This is a genomic window from Tunturiibacter psychrotolerans (assembly GCF_051013365.1).
Lineage (GTDB): Bacteria > Acidobacteriota > Terriglobia > Terriglobales > Acidobacteriaceae > Edaphobacter > Edaphobacter psychrotolerans_A.
In genome coordinates this window covers 4,224,161-4,243,425 of sequence record NZ_CP132941.1, presented here as the reverse complement: position 1 = coordinate 4,243,425, position 19,265 = coordinate 4,224,161, and the positions used below count along the sequence as shown (strand labels likewise).

At 58.8% G+C, this 19,265-nt stretch carries 20 protein-coding genes; 16 read left to right on the top strand and 4 right to left on the bottom strand.

The genetic code is table 11. From position 1 onward, the window contains the following. Positions 1-22: 22 nt before the first annotated feature. Positions 23-1,855 carry an ABC transporter ATP-binding protein gene (locus RBB76_RS17780; RefSeq protein ID WP_429629031.1) on the top strand — a complete coding sequence of 611 codons (1,833 nt, stop codon included), beginning with the start codon at positions 23-25 and terminating at the stop codon, positions 1,853-1,855. A gap of 105 nt (positions 1,856-1,960) precedes the next feature. Here the strand turns inward: RBB76_RS17780 and fliS are convergent, their stop codons facing one another. From fliS to RBB76_RS17765, 3 genes are all read right to left on the bottom strand, one after another. Continuing rightward, positions 1,961-2,425, bottom strand: coding sequence for a flagellar export chaperone FliS (fliS, locus tag RBB76_RS17775; protein ID WP_429629030.1), 465 nt, complete (start codon positions 2,423-2,425; stop codon positions 1,961-1,963). 13 nt (positions 2,426-2,438) lie between these two features. Next, a complete protein-coding gene (gene fliD, locus RBB76_RS17770) occupies positions 2,439-3,818 on the bottom strand; it encodes a flagellar filament capping protein FliD (protein ID WP_429629029.1) in 1,380 nt (459 codons plus the stop codon). A gap of 145 nt (positions 3,819-3,963) precedes the next feature. Beyond that, positions 3,964-4,803, bottom strand: coding sequence for a flagellin (locus tag RBB76_RS17765; RefSeq protein ID WP_429629028.1), 840 nt, complete (start codon positions 4,801-4,803; stop codon positions 3,964-3,966). 265 nt (positions 4,804-5,068) lie between these two features. On the opposite strand from RBB76_RS17765, the gene RBB76_RS17760 reads away from it, so the two are divergent. From RBB76_RS17760 to ogt, 4 genes are all read left to right on the top strand, one after another. Further along, on the top strand, positions 5,069-5,347 hold the full coding sequence (locus RBB76_RS17760; protein ID WP_429629027.1) for a flagellar FlbD family protein: 279 nt from the start codon (positions 5,069-5,071) through the stop codon (positions 5,345-5,347). A 26-nt stretch (positions 5,348-5,373) separates the two neighbouring features. Then, a complete protein-coding gene (locus RBB76_RS17755) occupies positions 5,374-6,159 on the top strand; it encodes a flagellar motor protein (protein ID WP_429629026.1) in 786 nt (261 codons plus the stop codon). Next, positions 6,156-6,914: a flagellar motor protein MotB gene (locus RBB76_RS17750; protein WP_429629025.1), complete on the top strand. Its 759-nt coding sequence runs from the start codon at positions 6,156-6,158 to the stop codon at positions 6,912-6,914. Before RBB76_RS17755 ends, RBB76_RS17750 begins: the two co-directional genes overlap by 4 nt. A gap of 214 nt (positions 6,915-7,128) precedes the next feature. Further along, positions 7,129-7,677, top strand: a complete 549-nt coding sequence (gene ogt, locus RBB76_RS17745; RefSeq protein ID WP_429629024.1) for a methylated-DNA--[protein]-cysteine S-methyltransferase — start codon at positions 7,129-7,131, stop codon at positions 7,675-7,677. A 216-nt stretch (positions 7,678-7,893) separates the two neighbouring features. Here ogt and RBB76_RS17740 read toward each other — a convergent pair whose 3' ends face one another. Beyond that, on the bottom strand, positions 7,894-8,040 hold the full coding sequence (locus tag RBB76_RS17740) for a hypothetical protein (protein WP_429629023.1): 147 nt from the start codon (positions 8,038-8,040) through the stop codon (positions 7,894-7,896). A gap of 132 nt (positions 8,041-8,172) precedes the next feature. On the opposite strand from RBB76_RS17740, the gene RBB76_RS17735 reads away from it, so the two are divergent. The 11 genes from RBB76_RS17735 (at position 8,173) to fdhA (ending at position 19,177) form a co-directional block, all read left to right on the top strand. Next, positions 8,173-9,651 (top strand): hypothetical protein, encoded by a 1,479-nt coding sequence (locus RBB76_RS17735; RefSeq protein ID WP_429629022.1) that lies wholly within the window; start codon positions 8,173-8,175, stop codon positions 9,649-9,651. Between the two features lie 597 nt (positions 9,652-10,248). Beyond that, positions 10,249-10,821, top strand: a complete 573-nt coding sequence (locus tag RBB76_RS17730; RefSeq protein ID WP_429629021.1) for a hypothetical protein — start codon at positions 10,249-10,251, stop codon at positions 10,819-10,821. A 98-nt stretch (positions 10,822-10,919) separates the two neighbouring features. Further along, a complete protein-coding gene (locus tag RBB76_RS17725) occupies positions 10,920-11,552 on the top strand; it encodes a non-canonical purine NTP pyrophosphatase (RefSeq protein ID WP_429629020.1) in 633 nt (210 codons plus the stop codon). Positions 11,553-11,561: 9 nt separating this feature from the next. Further along, positions 11,562-11,948 carry a VOC family protein gene (locus tag RBB76_RS17720; RefSeq protein ID WP_429629019.1) on the top strand — a complete coding sequence of 129 codons (387 nt, stop codon included), beginning with the start codon at positions 11,562-11,564 and terminating at the stop codon, positions 11,946-11,948. A 166-nt stretch (positions 11,949-12,114) separates the two neighbouring features. Beyond that, on the top strand, positions 12,115-12,918 hold the full coding sequence (locus RBB76_RS17715) for a succinate dehydrogenase (protein ID WP_429629018.1): 804 nt from the start codon (positions 12,115-12,117) through the stop codon (positions 12,916-12,918). A 317-nt stretch (positions 12,919-13,235) separates the two neighbouring features. Next, entirely contained in the window at positions 13,236-15,011 is a 1,776-nt protein-coding gene (gene sdhA, locus RBB76_RS17710; RefSeq protein WP_429629017.1) for a succinate dehydrogenase flavoprotein subunit, read from the top strand. 277 nt (positions 15,012-15,288) lie between these two features. Beyond that, positions 15,289-15,489 (top strand): hypothetical protein, encoded by a 201-nt coding sequence (locus RBB76_RS17705; RefSeq protein WP_429629016.1) that lies wholly within the window; start codon positions 15,289-15,291, stop codon positions 15,487-15,489. A 96-nt stretch (positions 15,490-15,585) separates the two neighbouring features. Continuing rightward, on the top strand, positions 15,586-16,335 hold the full coding sequence (sdhB, locus tag RBB76_RS17700; RefSeq protein ID WP_429629015.1) for a succinate dehydrogenase iron-sulfur subunit: 750 nt from the start codon (positions 15,586-15,588) through the stop codon (positions 16,333-16,335). A gap of 391 nt (positions 16,336-16,726) precedes the next feature. Beyond that, entirely contained in the window at positions 16,727-17,212 is a 486-nt protein-coding gene (locus RBB76_RS17695) for a nuclear transport factor 2 family protein (protein ID WP_429629014.1), read from the top strand. A gap of 264 nt (positions 17,213-17,476) precedes the next feature. Then, positions 17,477-17,872, top strand: a complete 396-nt coding sequence (locus tag RBB76_RS17690; protein ID WP_429629013.1) for a GlcG/HbpS family heme-binding protein — start codon at positions 17,477-17,479, stop codon at positions 17,870-17,872. Positions 17,873-17,980: 108 nt separating this feature from the next. After that, positions 17,981-19,177, top strand: a complete 1,197-nt coding sequence (gene fdhA / locus RBB76_RS17685; protein WP_429629012.1) for a formaldehyde dehydrogenase, glutathione-independent — start codon at positions 17,981-17,983, stop codon at positions 19,175-19,177. Positions 19,178-19,265: the final 88 nt, after the last annotated feature.

The following is a 19,265-nucleotide window of genomic DNA, read 5'->3' as shown; positions in this document are numbered from 1 at the left end:
CAAAGGACACTCAGAAACCAAGATGCTGGAACGACTTAAACCGCTAGCACCCTACCTCAGGCGATACCGAAAGAATCTCGCCTGGGGCGGGGTTGCGGTCATTCTCTACAACACCATCAAGGTACTCATCCCCCTCGTCATCGGCCACGCCATTGACGACATGCAGCACGGCATCACCGAAGCCAAGGTCATCCACCACACTCTTCGCCTTCTCGTCATCGCCGTTCTCTCCGCGATCTTCCTTTACATCACCCGCCAGGTCATCATCGGAGCCTCCCGCGAGATCGAGTTCGATCTCCGCAACGATCTCTTCAGCAACCTCGAGCGTCAGGCCCCCAGCTTCTACCACACCCATCGCACCGGCGACATCATGGCGCGCACCACCAACGACCTCAACGCCGTCCGCCAGCTCCTCGGCCCCGCGATCATGTACAGCGCAAACACCATTGTCTTCACCGCGGCCGCGCTGCCCTTCATGTACCGCATCAGCCCGAAGCTCACCTTCTTCGCCTTCGTGCCTCTCCCCATAGCGTCCGTGCTCGTCCAGTACTTCGGCAACCGCATTCATCGCCGATTCGAGCGCATCCAGGCCATGTTCTCCGACATCTCCGCCAAGGCCCAGGAAAACTTCTCCGGCGCACGCCTTATCCGAGCCTTCGCCCAGGAAGACGCCGAAATCGCCTCCTTCGAAACCGCCAACCTCGAATACATCAAGCGCAGTCTGCACCTCGTTCGCCTCATGGCGATGCTCTGGCCCACACTCGAGTTCGTCCTAGGCCTCTCGCTGATGATCACGCTTCTGGTCGGTGGCCATGAAGTCGTCTCCCACCGCATCTCCGTTGGCCAATTCACATCCTTCAACGTCTACATGGTGCAACTCACCTGGCCCATGATCGCAGTCGGCTGGGTCGTCAACCTCTTTCAGCGCGGCACCGCCTCCATCGTCCGCATCGACGAGCTCCTCAAGCAGCAACCCGCCATCGCCGACGACCCCGCACTGATTCACGCAACAAATGACGACCCATCACTGATTCGCGCAACAAACATAGAGTGTCATCCTGAGCGAAGCCCGAAGGGCGAAGTCGAAGGACCTGCATTTGCCATCGCCGGCGAAATCGAGTTCCGCAACCTGACCTTCGCCTACCCGGACGCCCCACCAGTCTTGAAGGACATCAACCTCCGCATCCCAGCCGGATCGTCACTCGCCATCGTCGGTCCCACCGGCTCCGGAAAATCAACACTCGTCGGCCTGATCCCACGCCTCCACGATGCCGCTCCCGGCATGGTCCTCGTAGACGGCGAACCCATCCGCTCCTACCCACTCGCCGACATCCGCAGTCAGATCGGCTTCGTCCCGCAAGAGACCTTTCTCTTCTCGGACACCATTCACCAGAACATTGCCTTCGGCAGACCCGACGCCTCCCAGGAACAAGTCCAGGACGCAGCTAGCATCGCGCACATCGCAACCGAAATCCTCGAGTTCCCGAAGGGCTTCGAAACCATGGTCGGCGAACGTGGAATCACCCTCTCCGGCGGCCAGAAGCAGCGCACCGCAATCGCCCGCGCCGTCATCCGCGAACCGCGCATCCTCATCCTCGATGACGCCCTCGCCAGTGTCGACACCTACACCGAAGAGCGCATCCTAAACGGCCTCCGTCAAGGCATGGACACCCGCACCACCGTTTTCATCTCTCACCGAATCTCTACCGCGCGCAACGCCGATCAGATCGCCGTCCTCGTCGCAGGCCGCATCGCAGAACTCGGAACCCACGAGGAACTCATTGCCCGCAACGGCTACTACACCAGCCTCTTCGAAAAGCAGCGCCTCGAAGAAGAACTCGCCGTAGCCACCTAGCTAATCAGCTGAATCCAGAGCAAGCAACTCAGGCGGCGAGGAGATAAGGCGATCCATCCCACCGACCCGCCGCTGACTCGCTGGCCTACTCAATTCGCCAAAAAACTAAGCTGACCAACCCGAAGCCGCAATCTCACCACCTGGCACATACACCTCCGCCTGCGGCACAAACCTCTCCTCCCGTGTCCGCAACTCTCTCGGCAGAACCCTCCCGGCTTCCGGATCGCGTGCCACAACAACCCACGCCTCGCGAACGTTGCGAACAAATCCAATCACCTCTTCAAACTGCTCCTTCGACTCCAGGTGCGAAGCCTCTAGCGTCATCGTGAACATCGTTGCATAAAAGTCCGCCAGCGACGCAGCAACCGCACCACCAAGATCCGGACGCAACCGCGCCTGAAGATACGTCAGAATATCGAGCACCTTCTTCACCGCGATACGCCGCCCACGCGCATCGTCCTCTTCTACACACTGCACCGAGCGATAGAGGAAGCGTATCGCGCCATCATAAAGAGCGATGATCAGTTCAACACCCGTCGCACCCGACAAACTCTGATCCTGGTAGCCCATCTTTGCTCCTCCGTTACTGCTGTGCATTTGGGTTGAAGCCCGTCAGGGAGTCAAAGACCGAGTTAACCTCATCGAGCTGCTCGGGAATGGACTGCAAAATCTGGTTCGCAGTATTCAACTCATCCGTCAGCTGCGTCTTCTGTGTCGCCAAAATCGCATTTTCATTTGTAATATCCGCATTGAGCGCCGTCTCCTGACTGCTGTTCTGCTGCTGAGCAAGAAAGATCGCTCCATTCGGAGCCTGCGTCCCAAGATTGTCCAGCGCAGTCGACAACGTCTGGCCGAAACTATTCGAGTTCTGCAGAAAACCAGTTACGTCGGACAGATTGGAGTTGAGAACACCGGTAAGCGTGTCCGTATCCAACGTTAGCGTCCCGTCAGTATTGACGGTAAGTCCCAGCTGGGTAATATTGCTGATCGAACCACTTGCCGTGCCCGAGAAGATAGACCCCGTGAGCGACTCCTGCAACTGAGCGATGATGGGACTTCCCAGGAGCGGAGCAGAGCTTCCCCCCGACGCACTTTGCTCCTGCGTATTGATATCTCCTACGACGGTGTTATACGCCGAAACAAAGCTGCTGATCGCCGTCGCGATATCTGTGGTGTCATCCGTAATCTGGACCTGCACCGGCGTCGCAGAGGCAGCCAGCAGTTGAAAGGTCACTCCCGGAATCACATTGGTTACGGTATTGGATGGAGTTGTGATTGACACCCCATCGACCGTCAGTTGAGCATCCTGTCCCGCCTGGCCCGGCTGACCCGCCTGGCCGTCGCTGAATGAGATCGCAGTGCCGCTGGTCGAGTCAGTCAGGGTCCCCGTAATCGCACTGAGCTGCCCCGCCGCGCCGCTGGTTCCGCTGACGATCGACAGTCGCGTCCCCGAAGAGTCCGTGACCACACTCGCCGTGACGCCGATAGCCGCCGAATTGATCGCTGAAGCCAGGCCCGCGAGGGTGTTGCTCCCCGCAGTGCTGGTGTCGAACACCTGACCCTGTATCGTCACCGTGCCGGTAAGCGTATCGCTCGCACTCGATACCGTAGTCGAAACATCGGTCGAGGTCTGCGCTAATTGTCCGACAACGATAGTGTGACTGCCTGCCACAGCCGTCGAGCTGGCAGAGGTAAGACTCAGCAGATCGGTATTCGAGCTGGAGCCCTCCTTCTCCGCGAAGACGCCTTCAAAGTCCGTGAGCTTCTGCAGACTCGTGGAGAGTGTAGAGAGATCGGTTCCAAGCGAAGACAGCGCCGTATCCTGGGCCTTCAGAGCCGTAAGTTGATTCTGCCATGGAGTCTCAATCGCCTGGTTCGCCGCTTGAATCTGCGACACGGTCGTCGCCACGTCGAAACCCTGACCGCTCGTTGCCGACCCAAAACTTAGTCCAACAGTACCCATGTCACCGTTCCGTTCTTTCTTCGCACGGGCAGGAAGCAAGCGCCGTGCCAGAACTGAGCTTCCAAGATTAGAAGCACCTAACAATCACAAAAACGAAAGAACGGCGGCCGCGCCTCTTCGCGTGGCCACCGTCGCTTTCATCCGCTTATTGCAGCAGCTTCAGAATCTCCTGCTGTGAGCTATTCGCCTGGGCAAGAGCGCTGATACCGGTCTGGCTCAGCACCTGGAACTTCGCCAGATCGCTCGTCGCCTGACCGAAGTTGGTCGAAAGAATCGCGCTCTGAGCAGAGGACAGGTTCACCTCTTCCGAACTGGCCACGTTGGCGGCCGCGTTCAGCTGGTTGATGTTTGCACCGATCGCGCCACGCTGTGCCGAAATATCGGCGATAGCCGTCGTGATCTTGCCAAGCGCAGTCGTCGCTGCAGTCTGTGAAGTCAACACCTGAGCCGAAAGATCCACACCGGTTCCGGCACCAACGTTGGCCGTAGTAAGAGCTCCAACGGTCGCCGCAATCGTTGTGGTTCCCGCAGAGGTTCCATCGCTGACCGTGAAGTCAGTCGCAGTTGCGCCGAACACGGCCGTGCTGTTGAAGTTCGTGGTGCTGCCAATGTTGCCGATCTCAGTCAGGATGCTCTGAAACTCGGTGTCGGCAGCAGTCGACTGAGCAGCAGTCAATCCACCGTTTGAAGCCTCAGTCGCCAGCGTAACGGCGCGATCGAGAAGGTTGGTCACCTGAGACAACGCACCATCGGCAGTCTGCAGCAAGCCCACGCCGTTCTGCGCATTCTGCGCAGACTGGGTCAGCGCAGCTTCGTTCGCAGTGAGACCGTCCGCGATCGAAAGACCGGCCGCGTCATCCGCGCCGCTGTTGATGCGCGAACCCGAGGAGAGCTGCTGGAGAACATTCTGGAGACTGTTCTGCGTCTGGTTGAGGTTGTTCTCAGCATAGGTTGCTGCAACGTTTGTAAGAATGCCCAAGGACATGTGGAAACGCTCCTGTACTGCTCGGTTTGAGTTACCGCGACGCCAGCCCCGGGTGTCCGACCGGCGAACTCACCACTCTGTCAAAGCAGATGTGAGATCCGGTTCACCATGCGGTAGGCTCCGCGTTCTCCCACCTCATCGGCGTCCCTCGCGTTGACTTTACGCAAATCTCATTTCGCTCCATCGTCATCGTCACCTGCCTCCTTCTTCCTATTGGCCGCAACTTCCCTGCCGATGAAAGATCCGGGAGGAGTCCTTCACACACATGATCCAACTGACACGCCTCAACGGTAGTCCTCTCGCCGTAAACTGCGACCTCATCAAATATGCAGAAGCCGCACCCGACACTGTCCTTACCTTAATCACCGGCGAAAAGCTCATCGTCCTCGAACCCTGCAGCGAAGTCTCGCAACTCACTCTCGAGTTTCGAGCCGCAATTTTACGCAAGGCCTGGCCCGAAGCCGCACAGGCTCTCGTCGCAAAGTCCGTACACGACGCCGACCTGATTGCTCGTAATCACGACCGCAAAGCCGCACAGGAATAGTCACCTAACCCTGGAAGAGGAGACCCATGGACATCGCCAGCATCGGCGGCATCGCTCTCGCCCTCATCGGCATTCTCGCCGGCATGATGGTGGAAGGCGGCAGCATCGCCCAGATCACCCAGCCCACCGCGGCCATGATCGTCATTGGCGGCACCGTCGGCGCCGTCATGCTCCAATTCCCAATGAACATCTTCCTCGCCGCCATCAAAGCCGCGCTGAAGGTCTTCCTTCATAAAGGATCTAACGGCGAAGCGACCCTCGCCCAGATCGTCACCTTCGCCAACAAAGCCCGCCGAAGCGGTATCGTCTCCCTCGACGCGGATCTACCGTCCGTCTCCGACCCCTTCCTCCGGCAAGCTCTCATGCTAGCCGTCGACGGCACCGAACCCGCAGAGGTCCGCAAGATCATGCAGCTCGAGCTCGACAACAAATCCGAGATCGAAGAAAAAATCCCCGCTGTCTTTGAGGCCGCCGGCGGCTACTCACCAACGGTCGGCATCATCGGCGCCGTCCTCGGACTCATCCAGGTCATGAAAAATCTCTCCAACATCGACGAGGTCGGTCGCGGCATCGCCGTCGCCTTCGTCGCCACCATCTACGGCGTCGCAATGGCCAATCTCATCTGTCTCCCCGCCGCAGGCAAGCTCAAATTTCGCCACCGCGAAGAGCAGATGATCAAGGAGATGATGCTCGAAGGAGTCATCTCCATCCTCGAAGGCATGAACCCGCGCATGATCGAAACCAAGCTCCGCACGTATCTCTTTGAATCGCACCCTCCGAAGTCTGGTAAATCCACTGAGGCGAGAGCATGAGCAAGAAAAAACATCCCGAGCACGTCAACCACGAACGCTGGCTGGTCTCCTACGCAGACTTCATCACGCTGCTCTTCGCCTTCTTCGTCGTCCTGTTCGCCTCCAGCCAATCCGACAAGAAGAAGCAACTCAAGCTTTCCGAGGCTATGCAAACCGCATTCACTCCCCTGGGCACCTTCGACGCCCACTCGAAGACTCCGCCGCTCACCGACATCAACGCCTCAGCCATCACTAACTCGATCCCATCACCGATCGTGCGCCCCCTGCCCTCCGCCAGCACTGAGAGCCTGAAGGAGACCGAAGCCCGCCTGCGCAAGCTCATCGCGGAGCAGGTCGCCGCTGGCGGCATCCCTCCCGGCGGCATCGCCATGCGCATCACTCCCGACGGCCTCGTCATCTCTCTTCACGAAGCCGGGTTCTTCCCCTCCGGCTCCGCCGAGGTCCGTCCGGCATCGATCCCCATGATCTCGATCCTCGCCAACACCCTGCCCGCAGGCCCCCTCCGCGTCGAAGGCCACACGGACAACGTACCCATTCACACCGCACAGTTCGCCAGCAACTGGGAGCTCTCCACCGCGCGATCGACAGCCATCGCACGCCTTCTCCTCGAACACGGTCCAATCGACCCAGCCAATCTCGCAGCAGCAGGCTACGCCGAGTTTCATCCCGTCGCCAGCAACGCCACCGAAGACGGCCGCACCCAAAACCGCCGCGTCGACATCATCCTCCTACGACACCCCGCAGTTTCTCAATAACAGCTTGCGCACAGTTTCAGCCGACGCCGCGGCGGATGACAGGCAGTGATCGCGCCCGAAAACCGCGAGTTTCGCGAAGCTCGTCGTGAGAGACTTCGTTCATGGAACCGACCGAGAACGAGACGGGAGGAGTGCTCTTCGTGCATCGGATCACTGCGCCTGACAACCAGGTCGGCGCGCCGAGCACAAACAAACTATTCAAATCGAGGAGAACATGCCGGAACCTCCTAACCTCCTGACAGATCGATTCGACACACCCATCGGCGAGATGATCATCGTAGCCGATCATGACGGAAACCTACGCGCTGTTGAATGGACAGATCATGAGGAGCGCCTGCAAAAGTCCCTCCGGATTCACTACGGCCGCAACGGATTCAAGCTTGAGCCGGCCAACAATCCATCTGGCTTATCCGACGTGATCAAGCGTTACTTTGCAGGAGACCTCGCCGCGCTAAACGAACTCCCCGTACGAACAGCGGGCACACCATTCCAACGCGAGGTCTGGCGCGCACTGCGAGAGATCCCGCACGGCACAACCGTCTCTTACGGAAACCTTGCCAAACAAATCGGCAGACCGAACGCCGTCAGAGCAGTCGGTCTCGCCAACGGTTCCAATCCAATCGGAGTCGTCGTGCCTTGTCACCGCGTCATCGGATCCAACGGCTCCCTTACCGGCTACGGAGGAGGCATCGAGCGCAAACGCTGGCTTCTCGAGCATGAAAACAAACACCAGCCCGCGAACCTTCCACTCAAACTCATTTGAGAATACAATCGCAACAGCAAAAAAAATAATTCTCCGTGCACACGTATCTTCTGCCCTTGTTTCTTCGTCAAACCTCACAAAGATGCAAAAAACTCTGCACCTCTTCGCGACGCTGCTCTGCCTCCTGACTCTTCTCGTCAGTGCAGCGACCTGCGTAAGCGTTGCACCACCAAAGCAGTCCTCATGCGATCAATGCCCGAAGCAGTCGCCCCTCGATCAACACACTCCCGCCTGCTGTAGCGCACAACAAGAACAACCGTCGGCAATCGCCTCCACACCGGTCGAGCCGCAGATCCAACTCCAGGCAGTCACCGTCGTCGCATCTTTCAATGCGATCTCTACCCCGCTGACAGCGTCGGTCATACATTGGACCGCTCCGCCGCCACTCCGTTCAAGTACTCCCCTTCGTATCTGATTTCCTCTTGATCTCAAGCCGCGTCACAGCGTCCTCCACGCTGTCCTCTGACAACGCACGCATCAAGACAAGGAATCTCCATGCGCTCCATCCTGCAAGCGGCCCTGCTTCCAATATTTCTGTTAACCCCATCTCTCACTCTGTCGCAGACAGATCAAGCCCCCATGCCCAACATGCCAGGCATGCAAATGAACTCCCCTGAAGCAGCAGACAGGAACATGATGAAGCCGCCATCGAATCTCATCGACACCATCCTCAACCACACCACCTCCGGCACCAGCGCCGAACCCGCCTCAACACCAGTCCCCATGCTCATGCACAGCTACCGCGGCTGGATGCTCATGCTCCACGGCACCGCCTCCATCTCCGACACGCAACAACACGCCACATCCGACCCACTCAGCCCCTCCCCTGACACCTGCACACAGTTCAATCTCTCCTGCTCCGGCCAAGTTGGCCGCGGCGGCGACAAGCTCTTCTCCACTAACTGGATCATGCCCATGGCCATGCGCCAGCTCGGCGATCACGGCCAATACGGCCAGCTCACCCTCCGCACCATGCTCTCCCTTGAACCCGCCACCATCTCCGGCCGCCAGTACCCCGAGCTCTTCCAGCAAGGCGAAACCGCCTTCGGCAAACCCATCATCGACGGCCAGCACCCGCACGACTTCTTCATGGAACTCGCCGCCCTCTACGACGTCCGCCTCGGCAAACAAGCCCTCCTCAGCTTCTACGCGGCCCCCGTAGGCGACCCCGCCATCGGCCCCACCGCCTACCCGCACCGCCTCTCCGCCTCTGAAGATCCCATCGCCGCCCTCGGCCACCACCAGCAAGACTCCACCCACATCGCCTTCAACGTCTTCACCGGCGCCCTCACCTGGCGTTGGCTCCGCTTCGAAGAGTCCGGCTTCCACGGCGCCGAACCCACCGAGCAGCGCTGGGGCTTCCAACCCTCCCCCAACGGCCACGCCGTCGACAGCTACTCCTCCCGCATCACCTTCGCACCAACAAAAAACATCGCCGCCCAATACTCCATCGCCCACATCGTCAGCCCCGAGGCCCTCTACCCCAACGAAGACCAGCAACGCCAAACCGCCTCCATCATGTACAACCGCCCCTTCGGCACTCACCACAACACCACCAGCATGCCCGGCATGGACATGACCACCACAGCAACCAACAACTGGTCCACCACTCTCCTCTGGGGCCGAACAAAATCCCTAACCGACAACACCAAAGAAAACAGCTACCTCCTCGAATCCCTCTTGAACTTCCGCACCCGCAACTATGTCTGGACACGCATCGAAAACGCAGGCCGCTCCAACGAACTCCTCATCCCACCCGGCTCCCCACTCCCATCCAACTTCACCGAATCTCCCCTCGGCCACGTCGCCGCCTACTCCTTCGGCTACGACCGCGACTACCGCATAGCCCCACATCTCCTGGCCGCACCCGGCGCACAATTCACCACCTACACCACACCCGCTCCCCTCATCTCCATCTACGGAGCCCACCCCTTCGGAGCAGTAGCCTTCGTTCGCTTCCGCATAACGCAATAGCACCTACCTCAAGCAGGAGTGCATTTTCCTTTCTTGTTGTCATCCCCGAAGGGGATCTGCGTTTGCCTTTCACTTCACGCGGCAAAAAATCGTCATCTCGATTTGCGCTAAGTAGCCGGATGAATCTCTTCGTCGCTAGAATTGACTGATGAAGGGCAGCGTTTATTTGTACCTCGGCCACACTCAACTAACTCACGGATCATTCGAGGATCTTCGAAAGCTAGGAATTGTGCCTCAGGAAGGTCTGACCCTTGATGTCCACAACCTTGACGCCGATGAGAGGGATAGACCGACATACCTGTGCGCCAAGGGCACTCTGTATCGCGATTCAAACGGCAATTGGCACGCCGAAATAGACCAGAACAGTTTTTCTTCTATTTTGCGATCGGATGTTGAAATGGACGGACTTCAGGACATGTCGGCACGCTGAGCAAAAGCCCGCAATGCACGGATATCTTACGGAGACTTACTCGGTGAGAGTTCGAAGGCCCTACTGCTCGTATCGATATCAATGGACGGAGAATCGACTCTCGGCCTCATGTATCGTTGAGTCAGTTTTCCAGCGCATCTCTATTCTTTTCTTGTGGTGGTACTTTCATGAAATCCTCGTACCGGAGACGTCTGCCGTGTTTCACTCTGTTGCTGATTCTTCTTACCGTGGGCTGTGCGCAGCAGGTGGTGGCACCGCCACCACCACCGCCTCCACCGCCGCCTTCCGTGATCTCCCAAGTCACAGCCGCCAAAAAGATCTTTCTTTCCAATGCGGGTGTTGACCACGGTTTCAACCAGATCATACCTGGAGGACCGAATGTCACCTACGACGAACTCTATGCGTCCCTCAAGCAGTGGGGCTACTTCCAGTTAGTCGACTCTCCGAGCCAGGCAGATCTTATCTTTGAGATCGGCTCAAGCACCATCGTCCATGAGTACATAATAAAGCCCGGTGGGAACGCGAACATAGCCAGTGACACAACGGAGGCCTACATCCCGACCCTCACCCTGTCTATCTTCGAGGCTTCAACTCATGATCCAGTCTATTCAATCGTCATGCCTGCCGGCCTCGGGAGCAACAAAGCAAAGACCGCGATTGCCTTCACACAATCCATCGGTGTACTGACCGACAAGGTCAAGGCTCTGGTAGCCGTTCCTGCACCACCGCAAAATCCCTAGCGTTGGAGGCAAAGCATAACCATTTTGGGTGTTGTTCAAAGTCATAGAAATAGCGATGATCGGATGAGCGAAGTGATGTCTAGACTGTTGACACAATCATGAATCTCTTCGTCGCCACCACCAACCCAGGCAAGCTCCGGGACTTCGCCGCCACAGCCTCTCCCCAGATCACACTCACTCCCCTGCCCAACCTAAAACAAATCCCCGCCCCCGCCGAAGATGAGCCCACCTTCGAAGGCAACGCCCGCCTCAAGGCCATCTTCTACTCCCACCACGCCCCCAACGAAATCGTCATCGCCGACGACTCTGGCCTCGAAGTCGACGCACTCCATGGAGCCCCCGGTGTCCGCTCCGCCCGCTACGCCGACGACCACCACTTCACCGAACCAGCGAACGCCACCACAGACGAGCGCAACAACCTCTACCTCATCTCCAACCTCACCGACATCCCTCTCACCCAACGCAGCGCCCGCTACCACTGCGTCCTCGCCGCCGCACGCAACGGCCACATCCTAGCCATCGGCCACGGCGCAGTCGAAGGCGAAGTCCTCACCGCCCCCCGCGGCACCGACGGCTTCGGCTACGACCCACTCTTCTACCTCCCCGCCCAAAACAAAACCATGGCCGAGCTCGACATCGCCACCAAGCTCACCCTCAGCCATCGCGGCCGAGCCTTCGCCGCCCTCATCGCCGAGTTAAACTCCGGACTCCACTCCCACTCCTCGCGATAAACTCGAGCCATGCTCCCAACACTCTCCATCGATCACCTCGTCTTCCGCGTCCGCGACATCCCAGCTTCCAAAACCTTCTACCGCGCCCTCTTCGGCGCACCCGTCTTCGAAAACGAAGACCTCTTCCTCTACCAGATCGGAACTAACACCCGGCTCTTCTTCACCAAGGCCACCAGTCCCGCATCCACTCCCTACGACAAGGAACACGTCGGCCTCAACCACATCGCCCTCGGAGTCGAATCCCTCCCACACCTCGAGCAGATCCACACTCACCTCCAATCCGCAGGCATTCCCAACAGCGGCATCGGGATCGACCCCCACGGCAAACAGAACTACATCTGGCTCAACGACCCTAACGGCTTCCGCATCGAGTTCTACTGCACTCCTACGTCGTAATAAGCCGTCGCTTTTCACCACCCGAATAAAAATCGCACAAACATCACGATAACCGCACAAAACCCGGCACTTTCCTTGACGCTGCCAATCCCGCAGCGGAATAATCGCGATGCTGCACTTTTCCACTCCACCCCAAGTGCATCCATCACGATCTCAAGGAGTCCCCATGGCCACCGCCGCCCCGCCAGCACCTCCTGCCCCTAAGCCCCTCAAAGGTGTGCAGCCCCTCCGCGCCGGCCAGGGCAACTCCTTCCTCTGGCACAAGCTCCACTCCCTCTCCGGCATCGTCCCCATCGGCGCCTTCCTCGTCGAGCACATCATCTCCAACTTCGAGACCCTCAACGGCCCCCTCGCCTACGCCCAGCAGGTCAAGTTCCTCAACTCCCTCCCGCTCGTCCGCGTCCTCGAGTGGGCCTTCATCTTCATCCCCCTCGCCTTCCACGCCCTCTACGGACTCTTCATCGCCTTCCGCGGCCGGGTCAGCATCAACGTCTACCCCTGGGCCTCCAACTGGATGTACGTCTCCCAGCGCATCACCGGCGTCATCGCCTTCCTCTACATCGTCCAGCACGTCTGGCGACAGCGCTTCAGCGGCATCTCCCTCCCCGAGAACCCCGGCGCCGCCTTCCATAAAGTACAGGTTGAACTCTCGAACCCCTGGATGCTCGCCATCTACGTCATCGCGATGATCGCCACCACCTGGCACTTCGCCTACGGCATCTGGCTCTTCGCTGCCAAATGGGGCATAACCCCCGGCGAAAAGGCCCGCAAGAAGTTCGGCTACGTCTGCACCGCCTTCGGCCTGGCCCTCTGCCTCATGGGCCTGGCCAGTATCTACGCCGTCGTCTGGAAGTACCCCAACGCCCCCGTCGACGTAATGCCCGCCCAACCCGCCGGCATCGACCTACCCGCACCAATAGTCCCACCAGCAAACTCCACCAACCCCTCTCAGCCAGGTGAGGTTAGATAATGCAGGCGATCGCATTCGTGCTAATCGCGATTTTTACGTTGGGAGTTATATGGATTCTTGTTTGTGAGTTCAGAATCAAGCGGCAAATAGGTAAAAAGAACTTCCCTCAACCTCAGACGCTTATGGGCACAATTTACAGAAAGAAAAACTTTCTTGCGATACACGAACTACTGTTCCCTCAAAGCGAACTCAGATGGCAATACAAACTGGCGAACAAGATCGTGATGTGCTCGATGGTTGCTCTGCTCGTAACAACTCTGTTCATTCACTATCACCAAAGATAAAGCTCTAGTACGCGCAGAAGCTAGGAGTCTTACATGGCAGCAGCAACACCAAGAATCATCGTAGTAGGCGGCGGCCTAGCCGGACTAGCCGCCGTCATCAAGATCGCCGAAGCCGGCGGCAAGGTCGACCTCTTCTCCATCGTCCCCGTCAAGCGCTCCCACTCCGTCTGCGCCCAGGGAGGCATCAACGCCGCCAAGGACCTCAAAGGCGAAGGCGACTCCGTCCTCAAGCACTTCGACGACACAGTCTACGGCGGCGACTTCCTCGCCAACCAAACCCCCGTCAAGAACATGACCGCCCAGGGCCCGGCCATCATCGACCTCCTCGACCGCATGGGCGTGCCCTTCAACCGCACCCCCGAAGGTCTCCTCGACTTCCGCCGCTTCGGTGGCACCCTCTACCAGCGCACCGCCTTCGCCGGAGCAACCACCGGACAGCAGCTCCTCTACGCCCTCGACGAGCAGGTCCGCCGCTACGAAGCCGAAGGCAAAGTCACCAAGTACGAAGGCTGGGAGTTCCTCTCCGCCGTCCTCGACTCCAAAGGCGCCTGCCGCGGCATCACCGCCATGGATCTCCGCACCATGGACACCCGCACCTTCCCCGCCGACGCCATCATCGTCTGCACCGGAGGCAACGGAGCCATATTCGGAAAGTCCACCAATTCAGTTGTTTGCACCGGCTCAGCTCAATCAGCACTTTACCAACAGGGAGCCTTCTACGCCAACGGCGAGTTCATCCAGGTCCACCCCACCGCCATCCCCGGCGAAGACAAGCTCCGCCTCATGTCCGAGTCCGCCCGAGGCGAAGGCGGCCGCGTCTGGGTTCCCAAAGACAAGAACGACAAGCGCGTAGCCAAATCCATCCCCGAGGCCGACCGCTGGTACTTCCTCGAAGAGTGGTACCCCAAGTACGGCAACCTCGTCCCCCGCGACGTAGCCACCCGAGCCATCTTCAAAGTCGTCTACGAGCATGGCATGGGCATCGACGGCCAGCCCATGGTCTATCTCGACCTCACCCACCTCCCCGCCGAACGCCTCAACAAGCTCGAAGGCATCCTCGAGATCTACGAAAAGTTCGTCGGCGACGACCCCCGCGAAGTCCCAATGAAGATCTTCCCCGGCATGCACTACACCATGGGCGGCCTCTGGGTCGACTTCAACCAGCAGACCAACATCCCCGGCATCTTCGCCGCAGGCGAGGCCGACTACTCCATCCACGGAGCCAACCGCCTCGGCGCCAACTCCCTCCTCTCCTGCATCTACGGAGGCTTCGTCGCCGGCCCCCAAGCCATCGCCTACGCCAAAGCCCTCCCCGCGCAGGAAGGCGACGGTGGCCACGCCGCCGAACTCCAGCGTCAGAAGGAGTTCAACAGCCTCCTCCTCAACAACCCCGGCACCGAAAACCCCTTCAAGATCTGGCGCGAACTCGGCGAGACCATGACCAAGCACGCCACCATCATCCGCTACAACGCAGGCCTCGACGAAGCCGACGCCAAGCTCGTCGAGCTCCTCGACCGCTACCGCAACATCAACCTCTCCGACAAGAGCCAGTGGGCCAACACCAGCTTCGCCTTCACCCGCCAGCTCTGGAACATGCTCCAACTAGGCCGCGTCATCGTCCAGGGCGCACGCCTCCGCGACGAGTCCCGTGGAGCCCACTACAAACCCGACTTCCCCGACCGCAACGACGAAAAGTTCCTGAAAACGACCAAAGCCAGTTTCAAAAACGACGCCCCCGCCTTCGAACTAGAAGACGTGGACATCAGCCACATCAAACCCCGCCCCCGCCGCTACGACGCCACCGCCTAAACCTATGAGTTCGTTCGAGAAACCCAATATGTGCTGCGACGAGATGCGATCTGCACTGAATGATAACGACTCAGGATTTTCAGTTATCTCGAACGATGGTGAACTTTGTGTCCGTATGAATTTAGGAGCAGGAAGTTTATCGACTCGCAGGAATGTGTGTTTTGCAAAAGTGAAATTCCTCGTAGCGGCATTGAGTGTTTTCTAAACAAGGCATAGCAGTAGAAAGAAACAAAAATGACGAGTCTCCCAAAATCCCGCGAACCCCATCTAATCGGGCATGGAACGCATAGATCTCGTCTACATCACTCTGTCCGTCATATTCGCAGCCGTCATGGCGTATATGTATCTCTACACCACGCACCTTCACCCCAACGAGCGGACCATGGCCCTCAAAGGCCGTCTTCCGATCAGCAAAGAAGAGGGCATAGCAGTCGCCACACTGGAAAAAGAACGCCTGCACAAAACCGGCAGCTTCTAGCTCCATCCTTAGCGACTGCGATCCTCGGCAACAAACGCCTCCAGCTCACCCCCACGCCGAAGGCACAGGATATCTGCAGGCCCTAAGGAGCATCGAATGGCAACCAGCACCATCAAAGTCGAGATCAAGCGCCAGCCCACCCCGGAAGCCCCCTCCATCACCGAGAAGTTCGAGATCCCCTACCGCCCTGGCATGAACATCACCTCGCTCCTCGGCGAAATCGCGCTCAACCCCGTCGACGTCTCCGGCCGCGCCACCACGCCCGTCACCTACGACTCCAACTGCCTCGAAGAGATCTGCGGCTCCTGCGCCATGCTCATCAACGGCAAAGCCCGCATGGCCTGCTCCGCCCTCGTAGACAAACTAGAGCAGCCCATCACCCTAGCCCCGCTTTCAAAGTTCCCCGTAGTCCGCGACCTCGCCGTAGACCGCTCCGTCCTCTTCGAAAACCTCAAGAAGGTCAAAGCCTGGGTTCCCATAGACGGCACCTACGACCTGGGTTCCGGTCCCAAGCAAGCCCCTCAAATACAAGAACAGCGCTACCCCCTCTCCAACTGCATCTCCTGCACCATCTGCATGGAGGTCTGCCCCCAGTTCAACGACGTCACCAACTTCGTCGGCGCCGCCACCATCGCCCAGGCCAAGCTCTTCAACATGGACCCCTCCGGCTCCGTCCTCAAAGAAGAGCGCCTCCGCGCCCTGGCCGGAGACGGTGGCATCCAGGAGTGCGGCTTCGCACAAAACTGCGTCCAGGCCTGCCCCAAACAGCTCCCCCTCACCGAAGCCATCTCCGACATGGGCCGCGACGTCTTCATCCAGCAAGTAAAAGACCTCTTCGCCCGTTAGAGGAATGTCTCCCACGCTTAGACGCCGTCATCCTGAGCGCAGCGAAGGATCCCTGTATTCTTCGGAATCTCGCGGTTCCTATCTTTCGCATGGTGGCCCATATCTCCATTCTGAGATGTGGGCATTCGCGTATGTGAACCGCCTTCCCCCACGCGCCACAAATCTTCGGGTGCCCCATCCATCGCAGTCTCACCGCGATGGGTGGGAATGTAAACTCTTCCTCATTGGTTTGGAAACCGAGATGTTCTCTCCGCTTCGCAAGCGAGGGTAAACCGCTTGCAATAACTTTGTAAAATAAAACACTTACAGCACAGCGAACGGCTCGCAGCGCAATCCCTCCATCCGAAAACCTCATAAAATCGTCAAAGTGGTCCGCCACTTAGGAGATTTTTTGACACGACGCACGTGCATCACCCATGCAATCGCGGCCCTTGCATTCACCATCTTTGCCAAAGCATATCCCGGAATAGCCCAACAGCCGCTCTCCGGCGAACAGCAAAAAGTCGTAAACGTCATGACCACGTTCTTCGCGGCAGCACACGACGATGACCTTTCGAAGTTCCACTCCATCGTCGCCCCAGACGTCTATATCTACGACAATGGAGTTCGCTTCAACGGTGACTCCGTTATGGCTCTCATCAAGACCGCACACGACGCCGGCAAGCGATATGAGTGGCATGTGACCGAACCCGATGTCCACATCGACGGCAGGAACGCCTGGATCGCCTACGTCAACAGTGGCACCATCACAAGCGGCTCAGTCACCACCAACCAGCAATGGCTTGAGTCTGCCATCCTCCGGAAGCAAGCCGGCAACTGGAAGATCGTCTTCATCCACAGCACCCGCGTTGCCTCCGCAACACCAGCAGTGCGCTGATTAACGCTCTTCAACAAAACCCTGAGGTCGATGCGTTGTACTTTCCGCCGGGTGCCGGATGCCCCATTCATGCAATCTCATCGCGTGAGTGGGCTTTCGCGCAGCGAACCGCTCTCCTCCCCCGCTACAAATCTCCGGGGGCCCCATCCATCGCAGTCTCACCGCGATGGATGGGAATGTAAAATTCCGTCCACTCACGTCAAAACCCAAGCCACTCCCCCGCACCACAAGCGTCAAACCGATAAGCTCGTATCAGGAGAAAAAATGATCCAACTAGCAGACGCCCGCCGCATCATCGCCGCAGCCGAAAAGAAAGCCGAAGAGATCGGCCAACCCATGAACATCGCAGTAGCCGACGCCGGCGGCAACCTCATCAGCCACGTCCGCATGGACAACGCCTGGCTCGGCTCCATCGACATCTCCATCAAGAAAGCCTGGACCTCCCGCGCCTTCGACATCGCCACCAAAGACCTCGCCGAGCACTCGCAATCCGGCAACCAGTTCTTCGGCATCCACGCGTCCAACGACGGCAAGGTTATGATCTTCGCCGGCGGCATCCCGCTCAAGAAGGAAGGAAAAGTAGTCGGTGCCATCGGCGTCAGCGGCGGCTCCGGCGAACAGGATCACGCGGTCGCCGAAGCGGGCGCAGCAGCTCTTTAGATTTTTCTCGGAACAATAAATCACCAACCATCTAAGGGAGCGCTCAAGCGCTCCCTTCCCGCTGCATCAAACCACCTGCACGCGTATCCAATCAGCAGAGGTAAAGTCATGGCAGAAAATAGCGGCGTAGTATTCCTCGGACAGAACAAAGTTGAAGTTCAGTCCATTGATTTTCCCAAGTTGCAAAATCCCGCCGGCAAAAAGATCAACCACGGCGTCATCCTCAAAGTCGTCTCCACCAACATCTGTGGCTCCGACCAGCACATGGTCCGCGGACGCACCACCGCGCCCACCGGCATGGTGCTCGGCCACGAGATCACCGGCGAGATCATCGAAGCCGGTTCCGACGTCGAATACCTCTCCGTCGGCGACCTCGTCACCGTCCCCTTCAACGTTGCGTGCGGCCGCTGCCAAACCTGTCGCGAGCAGCAAACAGGCGTCTGCCTCAACGTCAATCCCGGTCGCGCCGGCGGAGCCTACGGCTACGTCGACATGGGTGGCTGGGTCGGCGGCCAGGCCGACTACGTCATGGTCCCCTACGCCGACTTCAACCTCATCAAATTCCCTGACAAAGCCCAGGCCATGGCGAAGATCAAAGACCTCACCATGCTCTCCGACATCCTCCCCACCGGCTTCCATGGAGCTGTCACCGCCGGCGTAGGCGTTGGCTCCATCGTCTACATCGCTGGAGCAGGCCCCGTAGGCCTCGCCGCAGCAGCCTCCGCTCAGATCCTCGGTGCCGCACTTGTCATGATCGGCGACATGAACGCCGACCGCCTCAAGCACGCCGCCAGCGTAGGCTTCACACCCATCGATCTCACCAAAGGCGACAACCTCGGCGAGCTCATCGCCGCAGTCGTCGGCAAACCCGAAGTCGACGCCGCTGTCGATGCAGTAGGCTTCGAAGCCAGAGCACAAGGCAAGGACGGCGCAGAAGCTCCCGCGACCGTACTCAACTCCTTGATGTCAGTAGTGCGCGCCGCAGGCGGCATCGGTATCCCCGGCCTCTACGTCACCGAAGATCCCGGCTCACACGATGAAGCCGCGAAGCAAGGAAATCTCAAGATGCGCTTCGGCCTCGGCTGGGCAAAATCTCACCGCTTCTTCACCGGCCAGACGCCCGTGCTGAAGTACAACCGCCAACTCATGCAGGCCATCCTGCACGATCGCCTGCCCATCGCAAAGATCGTCAACGCAACCGTCATCCCGCTCACCGACGCCCCGAAGGGATATCAGGACTTCGACTCCGGCGTCGCAAAGAAGTTCGTTCTCGATCCACACGGCCTTCTCGGCAAAGCTTCATAACCAGGTTCTTCGGAATCCACCGCTTAAACTAACAAGGACGCACCACCGGCCCGCGGTGCGTCCTTGCCTCGTTACCACTCAGCTCAAA